The sequence below is a fragment of the Campylobacter ureolyticus ACS-301-V-Sch3b genome, assembly GCF_000413435.1.
Taxonomy (GTDB): domain Bacteria; phylum Campylobacterota; class Campylobacteria; order Campylobacterales; family Campylobacteraceae; genus Campylobacter_B; species Campylobacter_B ureolyticus_A.
The window spans coordinates 318,512-334,814 of the sequence record NZ_KE340326.1 but is presented as its reverse complement, the minus strand read 5'-3'; the positions used below and the strand labels follow the sequence as shown (position 1 = coordinate 334,814).

General features: G+C 32.2%; 32 protein-coding genes. All 32 read left to right on the top strand.

What is annotated here, in order from left to right; genetic code table 11:
• Positions 1-170 precede the first annotated feature (170 nt).
• The 32 genes from rpsJ to HMPREF9309_RS01580 all read left to right on the top strand — a co-directional run bounded on the left by rpsJ (position 171) and on the right by HMPREF9309_RS01580 (position 16,294).
• Positions 171-488 carry a 30S ribosomal protein S10 gene (gene rpsJ, locus HMPREF9309_RS01730; protein WP_016646200.1) on the top strand — a complete coding sequence of 106 codons (318 nt, stop codon included), beginning with the start codon at positions 171-173 and terminating at the stop codon, positions 486-488.
• Positions 489-492: 4 nt separating this feature from the next.
• Positions 493-1,071: a 50S ribosomal protein L3 gene (gene rplC / locus HMPREF9309_RS01725; RefSeq protein WP_016646199.1), complete on the top strand. Its 579-nt coding sequence runs from the start codon at positions 493-495 to the stop codon at positions 1,069-1,071.
• Positions 1,068-1,712, top strand: coding sequence for a 50S ribosomal protein L4 (gene rplD, locus HMPREF9309_RS01720; protein WP_016646198.1), 645 nt, complete (start codon positions 1,068-1,070; stop codon positions 1,710-1,712). Before rplC ends, rplD begins: the two co-directional genes overlap by 4 nt.
• Position 1,713: 1 nt before the next feature.
• On the top strand, positions 1,714-1,995 hold the full coding sequence (locus HMPREF9309_RS01715) for a 50S ribosomal protein L23 (RefSeq protein WP_016646197.1): 282 nt from the start codon (positions 1,714-1,716) through the stop codon (positions 1,993-1,995).
• A gap of 1 nt (position 1,996) precedes the next feature.
• A complete protein-coding gene (gene rplB, locus HMPREF9309_RS01710; RefSeq protein ID WP_016646196.1) occupies positions 1,997-2,827 on the top strand; it encodes a 50S ribosomal protein L2 in 831 nt (276 codons plus the stop codon).
• Between the two features lie 2 nt (positions 2,828-2,829).
• The gene (rpsS, locus tag HMPREF9309_RS01705; RefSeq protein WP_016646195.1) at positions 2,830-3,111 is read left to right on the top strand and encodes a 30S ribosomal protein S19; all 282 of its coding nucleotides are present in this window, start codon (positions 2,830-2,832) and stop codon (positions 3,109-3,111) included.
• 9 nt (positions 3,112-3,120) lie between these two features.
• Positions 3,121-3,453: a 50S ribosomal protein L22 gene (rplV, locus tag HMPREF9309_RS01700; RefSeq protein WP_016646194.1), complete on the top strand. Its 333-nt coding sequence runs from the start codon at positions 3,121-3,123 to the stop codon at positions 3,451-3,453.
• A gap of 1 nt (position 3,454) precedes the next feature.
• On the top strand, positions 3,455-4,153 hold the full coding sequence (gene rpsC / locus HMPREF9309_RS01695) for a 30S ribosomal protein S3 (protein ID WP_016646193.1): 699 nt from the start codon (positions 3,455-3,457) through the stop codon (positions 4,151-4,153).
• Positions 4,154-4,155: 2 nt separating this feature from the next.
• A complete protein-coding gene (gene rplP / locus HMPREF9309_RS01690; protein WP_016646192.1) occupies positions 4,156-4,581 on the top strand; it encodes a 50S ribosomal protein L16 in 426 nt (141 codons plus the stop codon).
• Positions 4,568-4,762 carry a 50S ribosomal protein L29 gene (gene rpmC / locus HMPREF9309_RS01685; protein ID WP_016646191.1) on the top strand — a complete coding sequence of 65 codons (195 nt, stop codon included), beginning with the start codon at positions 4,568-4,570 and terminating at the stop codon, positions 4,760-4,762. Before rplP ends, rpmC begins: the two co-directional genes overlap by 14 nt.
• A gap of 3 nt (positions 4,763-4,765) precedes the next feature.
• The gene (rpsQ, locus tag HMPREF9309_RS01680) at positions 4,766-5,017 is read left to right on the top strand and encodes a 30S ribosomal protein S17 (RefSeq protein ID WP_155827336.1); all 252 of its coding nucleotides are present in this window, start codon (positions 4,766-4,768) and stop codon (positions 5,015-5,017) included.
• Positions 5,017-5,385, top strand: a complete 369-nt coding sequence (gene rplN / locus HMPREF9309_RS01675) for a 50S ribosomal protein L14 (RefSeq protein WP_016646189.1) — start codon at positions 5,017-5,019, stop codon at positions 5,383-5,385. The genes rpsQ and rplN overlap by 1 nt, the downstream gene beginning before the upstream one ends.
• Positions 5,385-5,618: a 50S ribosomal protein L24 gene (gene rplX / locus HMPREF9309_RS01670; RefSeq protein ID WP_016646188.1), complete on the top strand. Its 234-nt coding sequence runs from the start codon at positions 5,385-5,387 to the stop codon at positions 5,616-5,618. The genes rplN and rplX overlap by 1 nt, the downstream gene beginning before the upstream one ends.
• Positions 5,619-5,621: 3 nt before the next feature.
• Positions 5,622-6,167 carry a 50S ribosomal protein L5 gene (gene rplE, locus HMPREF9309_RS01665; protein WP_016646187.1) on the top strand — a complete coding sequence of 182 codons (546 nt, stop codon included), beginning with the start codon at positions 5,622-5,624 and terminating at the stop codon, positions 6,165-6,167.
• Between the two features lies 1 nt (position 6,168).
• On the top strand, positions 6,169-6,354 hold the full coding sequence (locus HMPREF9309_RS01660; RefSeq protein ID WP_016646186.1) for a type Z 30S ribosomal protein S14: 186 nt from the start codon (positions 6,169-6,171) through the stop codon (positions 6,352-6,354).
• Between the two features lie 9 nt (positions 6,355-6,363).
• On the top strand, positions 6,364-6,759 hold the full coding sequence (gene rpsH / locus HMPREF9309_RS01655) for a 30S ribosomal protein S8 (protein ID WP_016646185.1): 396 nt from the start codon (positions 6,364-6,366) through the stop codon (positions 6,757-6,759).
• Between the two features lie 83 nt (positions 6,760-6,842).
• Positions 6,843-7,379: a 50S ribosomal protein L6 gene (gene rplF, locus HMPREF9309_RS01650; protein WP_016646184.1), complete on the top strand. Its 537-nt coding sequence runs from the start codon at positions 6,843-6,845 to the stop codon at positions 7,377-7,379.
• Between the two features lie 9 nt (positions 7,380-7,388).
• Positions 7,389-7,745, top strand: coding sequence for a 50S ribosomal protein L18 (rplR, locus tag HMPREF9309_RS01645; protein WP_016646183.1), 357 nt, complete (start codon positions 7,389-7,391; stop codon positions 7,743-7,745).
• A gap of 15 nt (positions 7,746-7,760) precedes the next feature.
• A complete protein-coding gene (gene rpsE / locus HMPREF9309_RS01640) occupies positions 7,761-8,204 on the top strand; it encodes a 30S ribosomal protein S5 (RefSeq protein ID WP_016646182.1) in 444 nt (147 codons plus the stop codon).
• Between the two features lie 3 nt (positions 8,205-8,207).
• A complete protein-coding gene (rplO, locus tag HMPREF9309_RS01635; protein WP_016646181.1) occupies positions 8,208-8,609 on the top strand; it encodes a 50S ribosomal protein L15 in 402 nt (133 codons plus the stop codon).
• Entirely contained in the window at positions 8,609-9,859 is a 1,251-nt protein-coding gene (gene secY / locus HMPREF9309_RS01630) for a preprotein translocase subunit SecY (RefSeq protein WP_016646180.1), read from the top strand. Before rplO ends, secY begins: the two co-directional genes overlap by 1 nt.
• A gap of 3 nt (positions 9,860-9,862) precedes the next feature.
• Positions 9,863-10,621, top strand: coding sequence for a type I methionyl aminopeptidase (gene map / locus HMPREF9309_RS01625; protein WP_016646179.1), 759 nt, complete (start codon positions 9,863-9,865; stop codon positions 10,619-10,621).
• A 185-nt stretch (positions 10,622-10,806) separates the two neighbouring features.
• Positions 10,807-11,025: a translation initiation factor IF-1 gene (infA, locus tag HMPREF9309_RS01620; RefSeq protein ID WP_005869854.1), complete on the top strand. Its 219-nt coding sequence runs from the start codon at positions 10,807-10,809 to the stop codon at positions 11,023-11,025.
• A gap of 177 nt (positions 11,026-11,202) precedes the next feature.
• Positions 11,203-11,316: a 50S ribosomal protein L36 gene (gene rpmJ / locus HMPREF9309_RS08815; RefSeq protein WP_081617952.1), complete on the top strand. Its 114-nt coding sequence runs from the start codon at positions 11,203-11,205 to the stop codon at positions 11,314-11,316.
• A gap of 3 nt (positions 11,317-11,319) precedes the next feature.
• Positions 11,320-11,688 carry a 30S ribosomal protein S13 gene (gene rpsM / locus HMPREF9309_RS01615; RefSeq protein ID WP_016646178.1) on the top strand — a complete coding sequence of 123 codons (369 nt, stop codon included), beginning with the start codon at positions 11,320-11,322 and terminating at the stop codon, positions 11,686-11,688.
• A 13-nt stretch (positions 11,689-11,701) separates the two neighbouring features.
• Entirely contained in the window at positions 11,702-12,094 is a 393-nt protein-coding gene (rpsK, locus tag HMPREF9309_RS01610; protein WP_016646177.1) for a 30S ribosomal protein S11, read from the top strand.
• 10 nt (positions 12,095-12,104) lie between these two features.
• Complete coding sequence (gene rpsD / locus HMPREF9309_RS01605; protein WP_016646176.1) at positions 12,105-12,731, top strand: 30S ribosomal protein S4; 627 nt, start codon at positions 12,105-12,107, stop codon at positions 12,729-12,731.
• 14 nt (positions 12,732-12,745) lie between these two features.
• Positions 12,746-13,759, top strand: a complete 1,014-nt coding sequence (locus tag HMPREF9309_RS01600; protein WP_016646175.1) for a DNA-directed RNA polymerase subunit alpha — start codon at positions 12,746-12,748, stop codon at positions 13,757-13,759.
• 3 nt (positions 13,760-13,762) lie between these two features.
• A complete protein-coding gene (gene rplQ, locus HMPREF9309_RS01595; protein ID WP_016646174.1) occupies positions 13,763-14,113 on the top strand; it encodes a 50S ribosomal protein L17 in 351 nt (116 codons plus the stop codon).
• A gap of 97 nt (positions 14,114-14,210) precedes the next feature.
• Positions 14,211-14,486, top strand: coding sequence for a NifU family protein (locus HMPREF9309_RS01590; RefSeq protein WP_016646173.1), 276 nt, complete (start codon positions 14,211-14,213; stop codon positions 14,484-14,486).
• The gene (locus tag HMPREF9309_RS01585; RefSeq protein WP_016646172.1) at positions 14,473-15,027 is read left to right on the top strand and encodes a hypothetical protein; all 555 of its coding nucleotides are present in this window, start codon (positions 14,473-14,475) and stop codon (positions 15,025-15,027) included. The genes HMPREF9309_RS01590 and HMPREF9309_RS01585 overlap by 14 nt, the downstream gene beginning before the upstream one ends.
• On the top strand, positions 15,005-16,294 hold the full coding sequence (locus tag HMPREF9309_RS01580; RefSeq protein ID WP_016646171.1) for a UDP-N-acetylmuramoyl-L-alanyl-D-glutamate--2,6-diaminopimelate ligase: 1,290 nt from the start codon (positions 15,005-15,007) through the stop codon (positions 16,292-16,294). The genes HMPREF9309_RS01585 and HMPREF9309_RS01580 overlap by 23 nt, the downstream gene beginning before the upstream one ends.
• The last annotated feature ends 9 nt before the right edge of the window (positions 16,295-16,303 follow it).

Sequence of the window (16,303 nt, the reverse complement as noted above, 5' to 3'; positions counted from 1 at the left end):
TTTCAATAAAATAAAAACTTTCCTTTTAATAAGGAAATAAAAAATATAAATTTCAGATAAAATGCCGTAAAATATTGACTTTGCAAAATAATTCTTATATAATCACAATCTTTTTAAATCAAAAAAGGTCGCATTTTTTTGCGACAAGTTCTTTATGAAGGAAAAAAACTATGGAAAGAATTAGGTTAAAGTTAAAAGCTTACGACCATAGAGTTTTAGATAGAACAGTTACAGCAATAGTAGAAGCTGTCAAAAGAACAGGTGCGGATGTCAGAGGTCCAGTGCCTATGCCTACAAAGATCAAACGCTATACAGTCTTAAAATCTCCACACGTAAATAAAGATTCAAGAGAGCAGTTTGAGATAAGAATTCACACCCGTATGCTTGATATCGTTGCAGCAACTCCTGAGACTGTAGATTCACTTACAAAATTGGATCTTGCACCAGAAGTTAATGTCGAAGTTCGTGCAATGGGTAATAAGGGGTAAATTTATGGAATATATAGTAGAAAAGATAGGTATGAGCAGAACCGTTGATAGAGTTAGCCTACCAGTTAGTCTGCTAAGAGTTATAAGCACCAAAGTTTGTGAAGTTGGTGAAAATAATAAAGCCATCGTTGCTTATGCAAGTGGTAAATCTAATAATAAAACTATAGCAGGACAACAAAAAAAATATAGTCTAAGTAAAGAGTTCAATAAATTTGCTAGCTTAGAAGTAGCAAATGGCGAAATAGGCGACCAAGATATGACTCCTTTAGATGAGGCAAAAGTTATAAAAGCAAGCTTTAATACTAAAGGTAAAGGTTATCAAGGCGTTATGAAAAGACATGGTTTTGCAGGTGGTCCGAAATCTCACGGAAGTAGATTTCACAGAAGATCAGGATCAATTGGTAACTGTGAGTGGCCAGGACGCGTTCAGCCTGGTAGAAAAATGCCTGGACAAACAGGAAATGTAAAAGTTACAGTTAAAAACGAAGTTGTTAGCTTTGATAAAGACAATGGTGTTTTAGTTGTAAAAGGTTCTGTTCCTGGATTTAATGGTGCAATGGGTAGAATAAGGATAGTAAAATGAGTAAAGTAGCAGTATTTAATGAAAAGCTTGAAAATGCAGGCGAGATAGAACTTCCTGTAAAATATAGCGAAGTAAATCCACACAACTTATATTTATATGTAAAATCATACCTTGCAGCTGTTAGATCAAATACAGCTCATACTAAAACAAGATCTGAAGTAAGTGGTGGTGGTAAAAAACCATGGCGTCAAAAAGGTCGTGGTGGAGCTAGAGCTGGTTCAACTAGAACAAACGTTTGGGTTGGTGGTGGAGTATCTTTTGGTCCAAGTAACGAAAGAAACTACATTCAAAAAATAAATAAAAAACAAAAAAGACTTGCACTTGAAAGAGCACTTTTTGAAAGAGCTGAGCAAGGTAAAATTTTTGCTGTTGAAAGCATTGATATAGAGTCAGGCAAAACAAAAGATGCTAATAGCTTCATAAATAACTTTAAAGTTAGAGATGCTTTAATTGTTGGAGACTTATCATCTGTTGATAGTTTAGAAAGTGCAAAAAGAATTCAAAACACATTCTTAGCATATAGAAATTTAACAAATTGCTACGCTATTGATGTAAGTGAAATAAATGCTTATTTAGTAAAAGTATATAGTGCGGTTATTATTGAAAAATCAGCACTTGATAAGATAATAAAAGAGGGTTAAAATGGCAGATATAACAGATATAAAAACGATTCTTTATACAGAAAAAACTTTAGACCTTCAAGAAAGCGGTGTGGTTGTTATTCAAACATCAACAGATGTAACTAAAAATAAACTAAAAGCTATATTAAAAGAGTATTTTGGAATCACACCTTTAAAGATAAATTCATTAAAAATGAATGGTAAAGTTAAAAGATTTAGAGGAAGAATTGGCGCAAGAAATAATTACAAAAAATTCTATGTTAAACTTCCTGAAGGTGCAAGCCTAGAAAGTATAGGAGCATAAGATGTCAGTAAAACATTATAAACCATATACTCCAAGTAGAAGATTTATGAGTGGTTTAAGCAGTGATGATATAACTGCAAAAGCAAGTGTAAGATCACTTCTTAAAAAAGTTCCTGCAACTGCTGGAAGAAACCACGATGGAAGAATAACTTCAAGACATAAACAAGCCGGAGCTAAAAAACTTTATAGAATTATTGATTTTAAAAGAAGAAAATTTGGCATTGAAGGCAAAGTTGAAGCTATTGAGTATGATCCAAACAGAAATTGTAGAATTGCATTAATTAGCTACAAAGATGGTGAAAAAAGATATATTATTCAACCAAATGGCTTAAAAGTTGGCGATGTTATCGCTTCTGCTGAGAGTGGTCTTGATATAAAACCAGGAAATGCTATGAAATTAAAAAGCATTCCTCTTGGAACAATCCTACATAATATTGAGCTAAAACCTGGAAAAGGTGCACAAATTGCAAGAAGTGCTGGTGGATATGCTCAACTTATGGGTAAAGAAGAAAAATATGTTGCATTAAGATTACCAAGTGGCGAAATGAGAAGAGTTTTGGCTGAGTGTATGGCAACTATTGGTGTAGTTGGTAATGAAGAGTGGGCAAATGTTGTTATCGGTAAAGCTGGTAGAAATAGACATTTAGGAATTCGCCCTCAAACAAGAGGTAGTGCGATGAACCCTGTTGATCACCCACACGGTGGTGGTGAAGGTAAGAAAAACTCAGGCCGTCATCCTGTTACTCCATGGGGACAACCAACTAAAGGTCTAAAAACTAGACGCAAAAAAGCTAGTGATAAACTTATAATTTCAAGAAGGAAAGGAAAATAGAGATGGCTAGATCACTCAAAAAAGGTCCTTTCGTTGATGATCATGTAATGAAAAAGGTAGAAGTTGCTAAAAAAGCAAAAGATAATAAGCCGATTAAAACTTGGTCAAGAAGAAGCACGATTGTACCTGAAATGATTGGACTTACATTTAATGTTCATAACGGTAAAAGTTTTATACCTGTGTATATTACAGAGCATCATATAGGTTATAAATTAGGTGAGTTTGCTCCAACAAGAACTTTTAAAGGCCACCGTGGCTCAGTTCAAAAGAAAATCGGTAAATAGGAGTAGAGTATGAGTAAATCAATTATTAAATTTGTTCGTATTTCTCCGACAAAGACTAGACTTATAGCAAAACAAATTCAAGGTATGAATGCAGAATTTGCTCTTGCAACATTGGAATTTACACCAAATCGTGGCGCAAAATATATCGCTAATGCTATATCAAGTGCTGTTGCAAATGGTGGATATGAGCCAGAAGAAGTTATAGTTAGTTCATGCAGAGTAGATGCAGGTCCTGTTCTAAAAAGATTTAGACCTAGAGCAAGAGGATCAGCTAGCAAGATTAGAAAACCTACTTCTCATATAATGGTAGAAGTTTCAAAATTACAAAAGAAGGAAGCGTAAAATGGGACAAAAAGCCAATCCAATAGGACTAAGACTAGGAATTAATAAAAACTGGGAGTCTAGATGGTTTCCTTCAAAGGAGAATTTGCCTGTAAATATTTTTGAAGATTATAAAATTAGAAAATTTTTAAAATCAAAATTATATTATGCAGGTATAGCTCAAATCATTATAGAAAGAACAGCAAAAAGAATTAGAATAACTATTGTTGCTGCAAGACCTGGAATTATTATCGGTAAAAAAGGTAGCGAGGTTGAAGTTTTAAAACAAGATGTTGTAAAACTTATTGGTAAAGATGTTAATATTAACATAAAAGAAGAGAGAAAAGCAGGTGCATCTGCTCAGCTTGCTGCTGAAAATGTTGCTATGCAGCTTGAAAGAAGAGTTGCTTTTAGAAGAGCAATGAAAAAAGTTATCCAAAATGCACAAAAATCAGGTGCAAAAGGTATAAAAGTTGTAGTATCTGGAAGACTTGGTGGTGCTGAAATGGCAAGAACAGAGTGGTATTTGGAAGGTAGAGTTCCACTACATACTTTTAGAGCCAAGATAGATTATGGGTTTGCAGAAGCTCACACTACTTATGGAAATATCGGCGTAAAAGTTTGGATATTCAAAGGTGAGGTTTTACATAAAGGACTTGAGCCTGAAAAAACAGAAGAAAACGCACCAAAAAGATCAAGAAGAACAAGAAGAGGTAGATAATTATGTTAATGCCAAAAAAGACTAAATATAGAAAAATGATGAAGGGCAGAAACCGAGGTTATGCTACCAGAGGAACTCAACTTACTTATGGTACCATTGGTATAAAAGCTGTTGAGGCAGGTAGAATAAACTCACGCCAAATTGAAGCAGCTCGTATTGCTATGACAAGATATGTGCAAAGACAAGCTAAAATTTGGATTTGTGTTTTCCCTGATAAACCTTTAACTAAAAAACCTTTAGAAACTCGTATGGGTAAAGGTAAAGGCGGTGTTGAAGAGTGGGTTATGAATATAAAACCTGGTAGAATCATATTTGAAATGGCAGGGCCAAGTGAGAAGCTTTCAAGATCAGCACTTACTCTATCAATGCATAAGTTGCCATTTAAATCAAAAATAGTAACAAGAGAGAGTGAAAATGAACTATACTGAGATAAAAGATAAAAGTGTAGCTGAGTTAAACACTATGCTAATAGAGAAAAAAAAGTTGCTTTTTGAATTAAAAAGAAAGCTAAAAACTATGCAACTTACAAACCCTAATGAAATTCGTGAGGTTAAAAAAGATATTGCTAGAGTTAAAACTGCCATTACAGCAGTTAATAAGGGAGCATAAATGATAACATCAAAAAGAGTTATTCAAGGCGTTGTACTTAAAAAAGCAGGAGATAAAACTGCAACTGTTTTAGTTGAGAGAAAAGTTATGCATCCTAGATATAGAAAATTTGTTAAAAGATTTAAAAAATATTTAGTGCATGATGAAGCAAATCAAACACAAATAGGCGATGTTATCTCAGCGATTGAGTGTAGACCGCTTAGTAAAAATAAAGCATTTCGCTTATATAAAGTTGTAAAAAAAGGAGTTGAGTAATGATTCAAAGCTTTACAAGACTTTCAGTAGCTGATAATAGCGGTGCTAAAGAAATAATGTGTATAAAAGTTTTAGGTGGAAGCAAAAGAAGATATGCAACAATTGGTGATATCATTGTTTGCTCAGTTAAAAAAGCTCTACCTAATGGAAAAATGAAAAAAGGTCAAGTTGTTAAGGCTGTTGTTGTTAGAACAAAAAAAGAAATTCAAAGACTTGATGGATCTTTGATTAGATTTGATGAAAATGCAGCTGTTATTCTTGATGCAAAAAAAGAGCCAGTTGGAACTCGTATTTTTGGACCAGTTGGTAGAGAAGTAAGATATGGTGGATTTATGAAAATAGTTTCACTTGCACCGGAGGTTTTATAATGATAACAAAATATAAAATTAAAAAAGGCGACAGTGTTAAGATAATTGCTGGTGAAGAAAAAGGCAAGACCGGAATTGTAAAAAATGTTTTTGCAAAAGAAGGAAAAGTTATTGTTGAGGGTTGCAAAGTAGCTAAAAAGGCTGTTAAACCTAGCGAAAAATTTCCTAATGGCGGTTTTGTAGGTGAAGAAATGCCTATGGATATTTCAAATGTTGCAAAGGTTGAGGAGTAATTTATGAATAGACTTAGAACTAAATATAATGACCAAGTAAGACCTGAGCTTATAAAAGAATTTGATATAAAAAATCCTATGTTAATTCCTGCTATTGAAAAAGTAGTTATTAGCGTTGGTGCTGGTGATGCTGCAAGAGATCAAAAAGTATTTCAAAATATGATAGATACAATCTCTTTAATAGCTGGACAAAAAGCACTTGGCGTAAATGCTAAAAAATCAGTTGCAAGCTTTAAGGTAAGAGAGGGTTATCCTGTAGGAATAAAAGTAACTTTAAGAAAAGATAATATGTTTGTCTTTTTAGATAAGCTTATCTCTGTTGCACTTCCAAGAGTAAAAGATTTTAGAGGTCTTCCAAAAAATGGCTTTGATGGAAGAGGAAACTATAATTTTGGTTTGGATGAGCAGTTAATGTTCCCAGAAGTTGAGTATGATAAAATTTTAAGAACTCACGGTATGAACATCACTATAGTTACAACAACAAATAGCGATAAAGAGGCTTACAAACTTTTAGAAGTTTTAGGTATGCCTTTTTCAAAAGGAAATTAATATGGCAAAAAAATCAATGATAGCTAAGGCAAGTAGAGAGGCTAAATTTAGCTCTAGAAAATACACAAGATGTAAAATTTGCGGAAGATCAAAGTCTGTTTATAGGGACTTTGGACTTTGTAGAGTTTGTCTTAGAAAAATGGCTAATGAAGGTCTAATTCCAGGCCTTAAAAAATCAAGTTGGTAAGGAAGAGTTATGTTGAATGATTTAATATCAGATGCTTTAACAAGAATTAGAAACGCTAGCTTAAGAAGACTTGATACAACAAAACTTCTACACTCTAAATCAGTTGAGGCAATAGCTAGAATTTTAACAGAAAAAGAGTATCTTGAAAGTTATAATGTTGTAGAAGAAAACAATAAAAAATTTATAAATGTTGTTTTAAAATATGATGAAAATGGCAGAAGCGTTATAAATGAGCTAACTAGAGTTTCAAAGCCAAGTAGAAGACTTTATCAAGGTAAAGATGAGATAAAAAGATTTAAAAACGGTTATGGAACAGTTATAGTTTCAACAAGTCAAGGCATTATGGCTGGTATAGAAGCTAGCAAAAGAGGAATTGGCGGCGAAGTTCTTTGCACAGTTTGGTAAGAACTTTTTAAATCTGCTTTTTATGGTATTGTGGTATCCATTCTTAAAAGTAGACATACCCTAGACAAGTAAAAAGGAAAAAAATGTCAAGAATAGGCAAACAACCAATATCTATCCCAAAAGGTATAGATGTAAGTTTAAACTCAACTGTTTTGAGTTTTAAAAAAGGTAATATTACTCAAGAGCTAGATACAAAAGGCTTTGTAAATGTTGAGTTAAAAGATGGCTCAATAGTTTTTTCACCAAAAGGTGAAGATAGACAAAGTAGAGCTTTTTGGGGAACTTATAGATCATTAGCACACAACATCGTAGTTGGTTTAACTGATGGTTTTTCAAAAAAACTTGAAGTAAATGGTGTTGGTTATAGAGCTGCTGTTAAAGGCAATGTATTAGAATTAAATTTAGGTTTTTCACACTCTATTAATTATAAGCTTCCAGAAGGCGTTCAAGCTAGTATTGAAAAAAATATAATAACAATATCTGGCTATAATAAACAAAATGTTGGTCAAGTAGCAGCTGAAGTTCGCGAGTTTAGACCACCTGAGCCATACAAAGGTAAAGGTATTAAATATGTAGATGAGCGAATTATCCGCAAAGCTGGAAAAACATCTAAGAAATAAGGGTAAAAAATGAAAGTAAGTATTTTAAAGAAAAAAGTATCTCTAAGAATAAAAAGAAAAAAAAGAGTTAGAGCCAAAATTTCAGGTGTAGCTGCTTGCCCTAGAATTTCTATTTTTAAATCAAACAAAACTGTTTATGCACAAGCAATTGATGATGTGGCTTCACAAACAATTTGTGCAAGTAGTGGTAGTGTTTTAAAATTAAAAGCTAATAAAGATGGTGCTATAGCTTTAGGAAAAGATATGGCAGATAAGTTAAAAGAAAAAGGGATAGATCAGGTGGTTTTTGATAGAAACGGATATTTATATCATGGTGTTATTGCGTCATTTGCTGATGCATTAAGAGAAAATGGCATTAAGCTATAGCCCTAAGGATAGAAAATGGAAAATTACAATAAAGAAGAATTTGAAGAAGTAATCGTTGATATCAGTAGAGTAGCTAAAGTTGTTAAAGGTGGTAGAAGATTTAGATTTACAGCTTTAGTTGTTATAGGCAACAAAAAAGGCTTAGTGGGATATGGTTTTGGAAAGAGTAAAGAAGTTCCTGATGCTATTAAAAAAGCAGTTGATGATGCATTTAAAAATATCATTAAAGTAAAATTAAATGGAACAACAGTTCCTCATGATGTTGAGGCTAAATTTAACGCAAGTAAAATTTTACTAAAACCTGCTAGCGAAGGAACAGGAGTTATCGCTGGTGGTTCAACTCGTCCTGTTTTAGAACTTGCTGGAATTCAAGATATCTTAACTAAGTCTTTAGGTTCTAACAACTCATCAAATGTTGTAAGAGCAACTATTAAAGCTCTTAGTATGATGAAAGGATAATATATGGGATTAGAAAATTTACAAAAAGCAGCTGGCTCAACTCATTCTAAAAAAAGAATTGGAAGAGGTAGAGGAACAGGCTGGGGAAAAACAGCTGGAAAAGGAATGAAAGGTCAAAGAGCTAGAACTGGCTTTAATGAAAAAAGAGGTTTTGAAGGTGGACAACAACCACTTCAAAGAAGACTTCCAAAAGTTGGTTTTACTTCTAGAGTAGAAAAACCTTATGTTATCAATGTAGAAAAAATTTCAGCTATTAAAAATTTAGATGAGATTACTTTTGAAAGCATAAGATCAATACATAAATTTTCAAACAAAATTTCAAAAATAAAATTAATTGGCGCAAGTGCCAAAGATCTTATTTCAAAAATAAAAGATGAAAATATAAGAACTAGCGGACAAAACTAATGAGTAAGTCACTTCGTAATAAAATCTTGATAACTTTTGGATTTTTGTTTGTCTATAGAATACTGGCCTATGTGCCAGTTCCTGGTGTAAATGCCGATGTTATTAGAGACTTTTTTACAACAAATAGTGATAATGCATTCGGTATGTTTAATATGTTTAGTGGAAAAGCTGCTGAAAGACTTAGTATAATTTCACTTGGTATTATGCCTTACATTACAGCTTCTATTATTATGGAGCTTTTAGCAGCAACTTTTCCAAAGCTTGGGCAACTAAAAAAAGAGAGAGATGGTATGCAAAAATATATGCAAATCATCCGCTATGCAACTGTTTTGATAACAGTAGTTCAAGCCATTGGAGTAAGTATAGGACTTAAACACATGGGATCTGAGGCTGTATTAATAGATCAAAATTTATTTATAGCAATTTCATGTGTGTCTATGCTAACAGGAACTATGCTTTTAATGTGGATAGGTGAGCAAATCACTCAAAAAGGTATAGGAAATGGAATAAGTTTAATTATCTTTGCAGGTATTGTAAGCGGACTTCCTTCAGCAATAGTTGGCGCTGTAAATTTAGTAAATACAGGCGAGATGAATTTCTTAGTGCTTATTCTAATAGTCTTAATAGTTCTTCTTACTATTGGTTTTGTTATTTTTGTAGAACTTGGAGAAAGAAGAATTCCAATTTCTTATTCAAGAAAAGTTATGATGCAAAATCAACATAAAAGGATAATGAACTATATTCCAGTAAAAGTGAATTTAAGTGGAGTAATTCCTGCAATTTTTGCTAGTGCTATTTTAATGTTTCCACTTACTATGTTCCAAGCAAGTTCAAATCCTATAATGCTAAAAATAAATGACTTTTTTAGTCCAAATGGCTATATGTTTCAAATTTTAATGTTTTTATGTGTTGTGTTTTTTGCATATTTTTATGCAACAATTGCATTTAACTCAAAAGATATTAGTGAGAATTTGAAAAAACAAGGCGGATTTATTCCAGGAGTTAGACCTGGTGAAAATACTGCTACTTTTTTAAACGATGTTGCTGGAAGACTTACATTTTGGGGTGCTATTTACCTAGGACTTATATCAACACTTCCTTGGCTTTTAGTTAAATTTTTAGGTGTGCCTTTTGCTTTTGGAGGAACTTCAGTTTTAATTGTTGTTTCAGTTGCATTAGACACTATGAGAAAAATTGAAGCACAAATTTATATGAATAAATTCCAAACTTTAAGTGCAGTAGGACTTTAAAAAATGGCAATTTCATTAAAAAGTGTTGATGATATTAAACACTTAAGAGCGGCAAACAAACTTGTCGCTCAAACACTTGATTATACAAAAGAGTTTTTAAAAGCTGGTATGACACTTTTAGAAGTTGATAAAAAAATAGATGATTTCATAACTAAAAATGGAGCTTATCCAGCATTTAAAGGACTTTATGATTTTCCAAATGCAGCTTGCTTATCACTAAATGAAGTATGTATTCACGGTATTCCAGATAATACTATTTTAAAAGAAGGTGATATTTTAGGTGTAGATATTGGAACAAGGCTTAATGGATATTATGGTGACAGTGCTAGAACATTTGGGATTGGTGAAATTTCAAAAAGCGATGAGGATTTAATTAATTGCAGTAAAGATGCACTTTATTTTGCTATTAAAAATATAAAAGTAGGTATGCATTTTAAAGAGCTTAGCTTTTTGATAGAGAATTTCATTCTTGATAGAGGATATATCCCACTTGAGGGATATTGCGGTCATGGCATTGGTAAAAAACCTCACGAAGAACCAGAAATTCCAAACTATTTAACAGGGAAAAATCCAAAACAAGGTCCAAAGATAAAAAATGGAATGGTGTTTTGTATTGAGCCTATGATTTGTCAAAAAAGTGGCGAAGCTGTTGTAGCAAGTGATGGTTGGGCAGTAACTAGCAAAGATGGTCTTAGAACAAGCCACTACGAACACTGCATTGCAGTAGTAAATGGAAAAGCTGAAATTTTAAGTATTGCTTAAATTTAAATAAGAAATCTTTTTAAATTTAAGCTTTAATTTTAAATTATTTAGCTTTTAAATTTTTTTAAACATACACTCTAAATTAAGAATTTAAATAAAATTTTAAGAAATTTATTAAACACATTTTAAATAATTTATGGTAAAATCAAAAATTCAATGTAAAAACTACAAAGAAAGGAGAAAAGATGGCAAAAGATGATGTTATTGAAATAGATGGTAATGTTATAGAAGCTTTACCAAACGCTACTTTTAAAGTAGAGCTTGATAATAAGCATGTTATTTTATGTCATATCGCAGGCAAGATGAGAATGCACTATATAAAAATTATGCCTGGTGATAGAGTGAAAGTCGAGCTTACGCCTTATAGCCTTGATAAAGGCAGAATTACTTATAGGTATAAGTAAATTTAAAGCTTTTTTAGATAAAATAACGGCTTGCAACAAACTGTGTGAAGAAGTGTTTTTAAAATTACCACTGTTTTAAAAACAGTTGGCTAAAATAAATTCGCCTAAATTTAGGACATCTTTTAGCCTAAGTGCAGTCATAGCAAAAAAAGTGGAATAATTTTTTTGGAGACAGATATGAAAGTTCGTCCTTCTGTAAAGAAGATATGTGACAATTGCAAAATTGTTAAACGCAAAGGCATAGTTTTCGTTATATGCGATAACCCAAGACATAAGCAAAGACAAGGATAAAATATGGCTCGTATTGCAGGTGTTGATTTACCAAAGAAAAAAAGAATCGAGTATGGTCTAACCTACATTTATGGCATAGGGCTTTTTTCATCAAGAAAAATCCTTGACGCAGTTGGAATTTCTTATGATAAAAGAGTTCATGAGCTAAGCGAAGATGAGGCAGCAGCAATTAGAAAAGAGATCCAAGAACACTATATGGTTGAAGGTGATCTTAGAAAAAGTGTTGCGATGGATATCAAAGCACTTATGGATTTAGGAAGTTACAGAGGTTTAAGACATAGAAAAGGTCTTACTGTAAGAGGTCAAAAAACAAAGACAAACGCTAGAACTAGAAAAGGTAAGCGTAAAACTGTCGGTGCAGCTGCAAAGTAGTAGGAGTTAGATAATGGCAAAAAGAAAAGTAATTAGAAAAAAAGTAGCTAAAAAAAGTATAGCTAAAGGAATTGTTTTTATCAGTGCTTCGTTTAATAATACTATGATAACTGTAACTGATGAAATGGGAAATGTAATATCTTGGAGTAGTGCAGGTGCACTTGGCTTTAAAGGTAGTAAAAAATCAACTCCTTATGCAGCTCAGCAAGCAGTTGAAGATGCTATTAATAAAGCAAAAGAACATGGTATAAAAGAAGTTGGTATTAAGGTTCAAGGACCTGGAAGTGGTCGTGAAACAGCTGTAAAAAGTGTTGGTGCGATCGAGGGCATTAAAGTAACATATTTTAAAGATATAACTCCACTTCCTCATAATGGTTGCAGACCTCCTAAAAGAAGAAGAGTGTAAGGAGTAGAATATGGCAAGATATACAGGACCAGTTGAAAAATTAGAAAGAAGATTAGGGGCTGATTTAGGTTTAAAAGGTGAAAGAAGATTATCAGGAAAAGATGCACTTAGTAAAAGACCTTTTGCGCCAGGACAGCATGGACAAAGAAGAGCTAAAATAAGCGAGTATGGACTACAGCTTCGTGAAAAACAAAAAGCTAAATTTATGTATGGATTAAACGAAAAACAATTTAGAAATTTGTTTAAGGAAGCATCAAGGAAAGATGGAAACACAGGTTCTATTTTTGTTCAATTATTAGAGCAAAGACTTGATAATGTTGTTTATAGAATGGGTTTTGCAACAACTAGACGCTTTGCAAGACAGCTTGTTAGCCACGGACATATTTTAGTAGATGGAAAAAGAGTTGATATTCCATCATATAGAGTATTTCCAGGACAAAAAGTAGAAATCATAGAAAAAAGTAAAGAAAACCCACAAATCACTAGAGCAGTTGATTTAACAGCACAAACAGGTTTGGCTCCTTGGGTAGATGTTGAAAAAGATAAAAAATTTGGATTATTTACAAGAATTCCTGAAAGAGAAGAAATTCAAATCCCAATCGAAGAGAGATTTATCGTAGAGCTTTACTCAAAATAATAAGGGGGATATTAATGAAAACAATCACCACTTCAGCCCATACGCCAACTGAGATAAGAGTTGAAAAAGTAAGCGAAAATGTAGCTAAAATAATAGCATATCCATTTGAAACTGGATATGCTGTAACAGTTGCTCACCCACTTAGAAGACTTTTATATACAAGTAGTATTGGCTTTGCACCAACAGGTGTTAAAATCAATGGCGTGGCACACGAGTTTGATAGCATTGCCGGAATGCTTGAAGATGTTGCTATTTTTATTATGAATCTTAAAAATTTAAGATTTAAATTAAAAAACAACTCAGCAAGAGAGATAGTAGAGTATGAATTTAAAGGGCCAAAAGATTTAAAAGGAAGTGATTTAGTAAATGATATAGTTGATATCGTAAATCCTGACCAACATGTTGCTACTTTAAATGAAGATGCAGATCTAAAATTTACTATTATTATAGAAAAAGGCATAGGCTATATCCCAAGCGAAGAGTTAAAAGACTACATTAGTAGTGATTTTATGGCATTAGATGCATTTTTTACACCAGTAAAAAGAGCGATTTATGATATAGAAAGCACCTTAGTTGATGATAATCCTGACTATGAGAAAATAGTTTTTACAATCACAACAAATGGTCAAGTTACACCTATTGAAGCTTTTCAAAATGCACTTCAAACAATGCACAGACAACTTGGTGTTTTTGAAAACATAGTTGATGTTGAAAAACCTGTTGGCAAATCTTCATCTTCTCAAAATTCAGAATACGCAAAGCTTTTTGAAAGTATTGAAAATCTAAATTTAAGCGCAAGAAGCTTTAATTGTTTAGATAAAGCTGGAATTAGATTTATCGGTGAGCTTGCTTTAATGGAAGAAAGTATTTTAAAAGATATTAAAAATTTAGGTAAAAAATCTCTTGAAGAGATTAAAGCTGTGATGGAAGAAATTGGCTATCCAGTTGATGCACCTGAGCTTCAAAGTCATAAAAAGCAATTAAATGAAAAAATACAAGAATTAAAAAATGAAAAGAATGAAGGATAAAATATGAGACACGGACATGGTTATAGAAAACTTGGCAGATCGTCAAGCCACCGCGCCGCAACGCTAAAAAATTTAACCATAGCCATTACAAAAAATGGCAAAATAGAAACAACACTTCCAAAGGCAAAAGAACTTAGAAGTTATGTTGAAAAACTTATAACAAAAGCAAAAGTTGGAGATTTTAATGCTCACAGAGTTGTTTTTGCTAGTATTCAAGATAAAGTTGCTACAAAAAAACTTGTTGAAGAGATCGCTCCAAAATACAAAGACCAAAACGGTGGTTATACAAGGATAGTAAAAACTAGACTTAGACGCGGTGACGCGGCACAAATGGCTTACATAGAGCTTATTTAAAAATCTTTTGAGCTGAATTTTTCAGCTCATTTACAAAATTTAAATTTATAATTTATCAAATTTACGCTAAAATGGTTAAAAAACTTAAGGATATGAAATGCTTCCATTTAGTGATGAAGAGTTAATTGACCCTGTTTTAGAAAGTTTGCAAGTTGTTACTCCAATGCTTGAAAGAGATGGTGGCGGACTAAAACTTTTAGGTATTAAAAACGGAGTCGTATATGTAAGACTTACAGGACATTGCCACGGCTGTCCAGCAAGCGATCAAACACTAAAATATGCTATAGAAAGACAGCTTAAAATCGACATTCATCCAGATTTAAGCGTAGTAAATATACCAATTGGCGAGGATTTTAATATTGATAAATTATAAAGATTTAGGATACAGTGCTTTTAAAGCTTTAGATTTTGAAAATGCAAAACTCTACTTCTCACTTGCGATTAATAAAACAAACAAAGAAGAAATATACTTTTTAATAAATTTATGCGAACTTGCAAAGAGTCAAAATAAAGAGGCGCATATGTTATTTGATTTTTATATGTTTTCAAAAGATGAGCTTAACTTAGAAGAGTTAAACTCAATTTTTGATGAGATAGAACATACTTCTTTTGAAGAGAGTATTGACAATATTATAAAATCAGAAGATGCTGTAACTTATGATGAGTTTAAAAATATAGTTTTAAAAAAAGTTAATTTTAAAGATGGCTTAGAAGGCGTTATGGTATCAACTAAGCTTATTATTCAAAACACTCAAAGTTTTTTGGACTTTATAGAGCATTTACTTGATAATGGGCTTGAAAGCACAGGTGTTGAATATTTTGAAAGCTTTTTACAGATTAATGGCTCAGCATATCCAAAAGCCAAATTTATAGCACAGAAGATAAAAGATTATGAAAATAGATCTAAAAAATAATTTTATTACAGATAATTCAAATGAATGCATTAAAAATTGCTACTTTTTAAAGTGTGATTTTAATGCTAAATTTTGGGAAGATGCAAAAGAAAAAGGTGCAAATTTAATAACTTTAAAAGAGGCAAAAAAACTTTTAAATGTTGATGAAAATATTAAAATAGTAGGCATTACAGGCACAAATGGTAAAACTACAACCGCTGCTGCAATTTATTCAATGTTGCTTGATTTGGGATATAGCGTATTTTTAAGTGGCACAAGAGGAGCGTTTGTAAATGAAAAAATGGTTGATGAAAAAGGCCTTACAACAAGCTCACCTATGAAAACATTAAGCTATTTACTTACTGCTACAAAGCAAAAATGTGATTTTTTTGTTATGGAGGTAAGCTCTCATGCAATTGCTCAAAATAGAATTGAAGATTTAAAATTTGCTCTTAAAATTTTTACAAATTTATCAGTTGATCATCTTGATTATCACAAAACTATGGAGGAATATGCAAGGGTAAAAAGTAGTTTTTTTGCTGATGAGACCCCAAAACTGATTAATAAAGATGATTCTCATATAAAATTTAATTATAAAAACGTCTATACTTATGCTTTAAAATCTCCAGCAACTTTTAGTATTTTGGCATATTCCATAAAAGATGGCATAGAAGCTGTTATAAAAACACCAAAAGAAGAGGTGAAAATTTCAAGTGATTTGGTTGGTGAGTTTAACCTTTACAATCTACTTGTTGCTTTTAGTGCTGTTGAGATTTTAACTAAGAAAAATTTGGATGAAATTTCAAAAGCTTTATCAAATTTTGCAGGTGTAAAAGGCAGAGTTGAGGTTGTAAATGATAATCCAAAAGTTATAGTTGACTTTGCTCACACGCCTGATGGAATTGAAAAAGTATTAAATGCTTTAAAAAACAATGGGCTTATAGTAGTTTTTGGAGCAGGTGGAGACAGAGATCATACAAAACGCCCTTTAATGGGAGCTATGGTAGAACATTTTGCAAAAATTTGCATTGTTACAAGTGATAATCCAAGGAGTGAAAATCCAAATGACATTATAGATGATATTTTAAAAGGCATGGAAAATAAAGAGCGTACTATAGTTGAGCCTGATAGAAAAAAAGCTATAAAAAAAGCTCTAGATTTGGCTAAAAATGGTGAAATGATTGTAATTTTAGGAAAAGGCGATGAGACTTATCAAGAGATAAATGGTGTAAAACATCCATTTTCAGATGAACTTGTAGTAAAAGAAATTTTAAAAATCAAAGAGTAATAAAAAGGT

What these genes read in the sequence shown, in the direction of transcription:
- rplP (WP_016646192.1), top strand. Translation starts at nt 4,156, where the DNA reads ATGTTAATGCCAAAAAAGACTAAATATAGAAAAATGATGAAGGGCAGA.
- rpsM (WP_016646178.1), top strand. Translation starts at nt 11,320, where the DNA reads ATGGCTCGTATTGCAGGTGTTGATTTACCAAAGAAAAAAAGAATCGAG.
- infA (WP_005869854.1), top strand. Translation starts at nt 10,807, where the DNA reads ATGGCAAAAGATGATGTTATTGAAATAGATGGTAATGTTATAGAAGCT.
- HMPREF9309_RS01590 (WP_016646173.1), top strand. Translation starts at nt 14,211, where the DNA reads ATGCTTCCATTTAGTGATGAAGAGTTAATTGACCCTGTTTTAGAAAGT.
- rplB (WP_016646196.1), top strand. Translation starts at nt 1,997, where the DNA reads ATGTCAGTAAAACATTATAAACCATATACTCCAAGTAGAAGATTTATG.
- HMPREF9309_RS01600 (WP_016646175.1), top strand. Translation starts at nt 12,746, where the DNA reads ATGAAAACAATCACCACTTCAGCCCATACGCCAACTGAGATAAGAGTT.
- HMPREF9309_RS01715 (WP_016646197.1), top strand. Translation starts at nt 1,714, where the DNA reads ATGGCAGATATAACAGATATAAAAACGATTCTTTATACAGAAAAAACT.
- HMPREF9309_RS01580 (WP_016646171.1), top strand. Translation starts at nt 15,005, where the DNA reads ATGAAAATAGATCTAAAAAATAATTTTATTACAGATAATTCAAATGAA.
- rpsH (WP_016646185.1), top strand. Translation starts at nt 6,364, where the DNA reads ATGTTGAATGATTTAATATCAGATGCTTTAACAAGAATTAGAAACGCT.
- rpsJ (WP_016646200.1), top strand. Translation starts at nt 171, where the DNA reads ATGGAAAGAATTAGGTTAAAGTTAAAAGCTTACGACCATAGAGTTTTA.
- rpsS (WP_016646195.1), top strand. Translation starts at nt 2,830, where the DNA reads ATGGCTAGATCACTCAAAAAAGGTCCTTTCGTTGATGATCATGTAATG.
- rpsD (WP_016646176.1), top strand. Translation starts at nt 12,105, where the DNA reads ATGGCAAGATATACAGGACCAGTTGAAAAATTAGAAAGAAGATTAGGG.
- rplC (WP_016646199.1), top strand. Translation starts at nt 493, where the DNA reads ATGGAATATATAGTAGAAAAGATAGGTATGAGCAGAACCGTTGATAGA.
- rplE (WP_016646187.1), top strand. Translation starts at nt 5,622, where the DNA reads ATGAATAGACTTAGAACTAAATATAATGACCAAGTAAGACCTGAGCTT.
- map (WP_016646179.1), top strand. Translation starts at nt 9,863, where the DNA reads ATGGCAATTTCATTAAAAAGTGTTGATGATATTAAACACTTAAGAGCG.
- rplV (WP_016646194.1), top strand. Translation starts at nt 3,121, where the DNA reads ATGAGTAAATCAATTATTAAATTTGTTCGTATTTCTCCGACAAAGACT.
- rplX (WP_016646188.1), top strand. Translation starts at nt 5,385, where the DNA reads ATGATAACAAAATATAAAATTAAAAAAGGCGACAGTGTTAAGATAATT.
- secY (WP_016646180.1), top strand. Translation starts at nt 8,609, where the DNA reads ATGAGTAAGTCACTTCGTAATAAAATCTTGATAACTTTTGGATTTTTG.
- rpsC (WP_016646193.1), top strand. Translation starts at nt 3,455, where the DNA reads ATGGGACAAAAAGCCAATCCAATAGGACTAAGACTAGGAATTAATAAA.
- rplQ (WP_016646174.1), top strand. Translation starts at nt 13,763, where the DNA reads ATGAGACACGGACATGGTTATAGAAAACTTGGCAGATCGTCAAGCCAC.
- rplO (WP_016646181.1), top strand. Translation starts at nt 8,208, where the DNA reads ATGGGATTAGAAAATTTACAAAAAGCAGCTGGCTCAACTCATTCTAAA.
- HMPREF9309_RS01660 (WP_016646186.1), top strand. Translation starts at nt 6,169, where the DNA reads ATGGCAAAAAAATCAATGATAGCTAAGGCAAGTAGAGAGGCTAAATTT.
- rplN (WP_016646189.1), top strand. Translation starts at nt 5,017, where the DNA reads ATGATTCAAAGCTTTACAAGACTTTCAGTAGCTGATAATAGCGGTGCT.
- rpsE (WP_016646182.1), top strand. Translation starts at nt 7,761, where the DNA reads ATGGAAAATTACAATAAAGAAGAATTTGAAGAAGTAATCGTTGATATC.
- rplR (WP_016646183.1), top strand. Translation starts at nt 7,389, where the DNA reads ATGAAAGTAAGTATTTTAAAGAAAAAAGTATCTCTAAGAATAAAAAGA.
- rpmJ (WP_081617952.1), top strand. Translation starts at nt 11,203, where the DNA reads ATGAAAGTTCGTCCTTCTGTAAAGAAGATATGTGACAATTGCAAAATT.
- rpmC (WP_016646191.1), top strand. Translation starts at nt 4,568, where the DNA reads ATGAACTATACTGAGATAAAAGATAAAAGTGTAGCTGAGTTAAACACT.
- rplD (WP_016646198.1), top strand. Translation starts at nt 1,068, where the DNA reads ATGAGTAAAGTAGCAGTATTTAATGAAAAGCTTGAAAATGCAGGCGAG.
- rplF (WP_016646184.1), top strand. Translation starts at nt 6,843, where the DNA reads ATGTCAAGAATAGGCAAACAACCAATATCTATCCCAAAAGGTATAGAT.
- rpsK (WP_016646177.1), top strand. Translation starts at nt 11,702, where the DNA reads ATGGCAAAAAGAAAAGTAATTAGAAAAAAAGTAGCTAAAAAAAGTATA.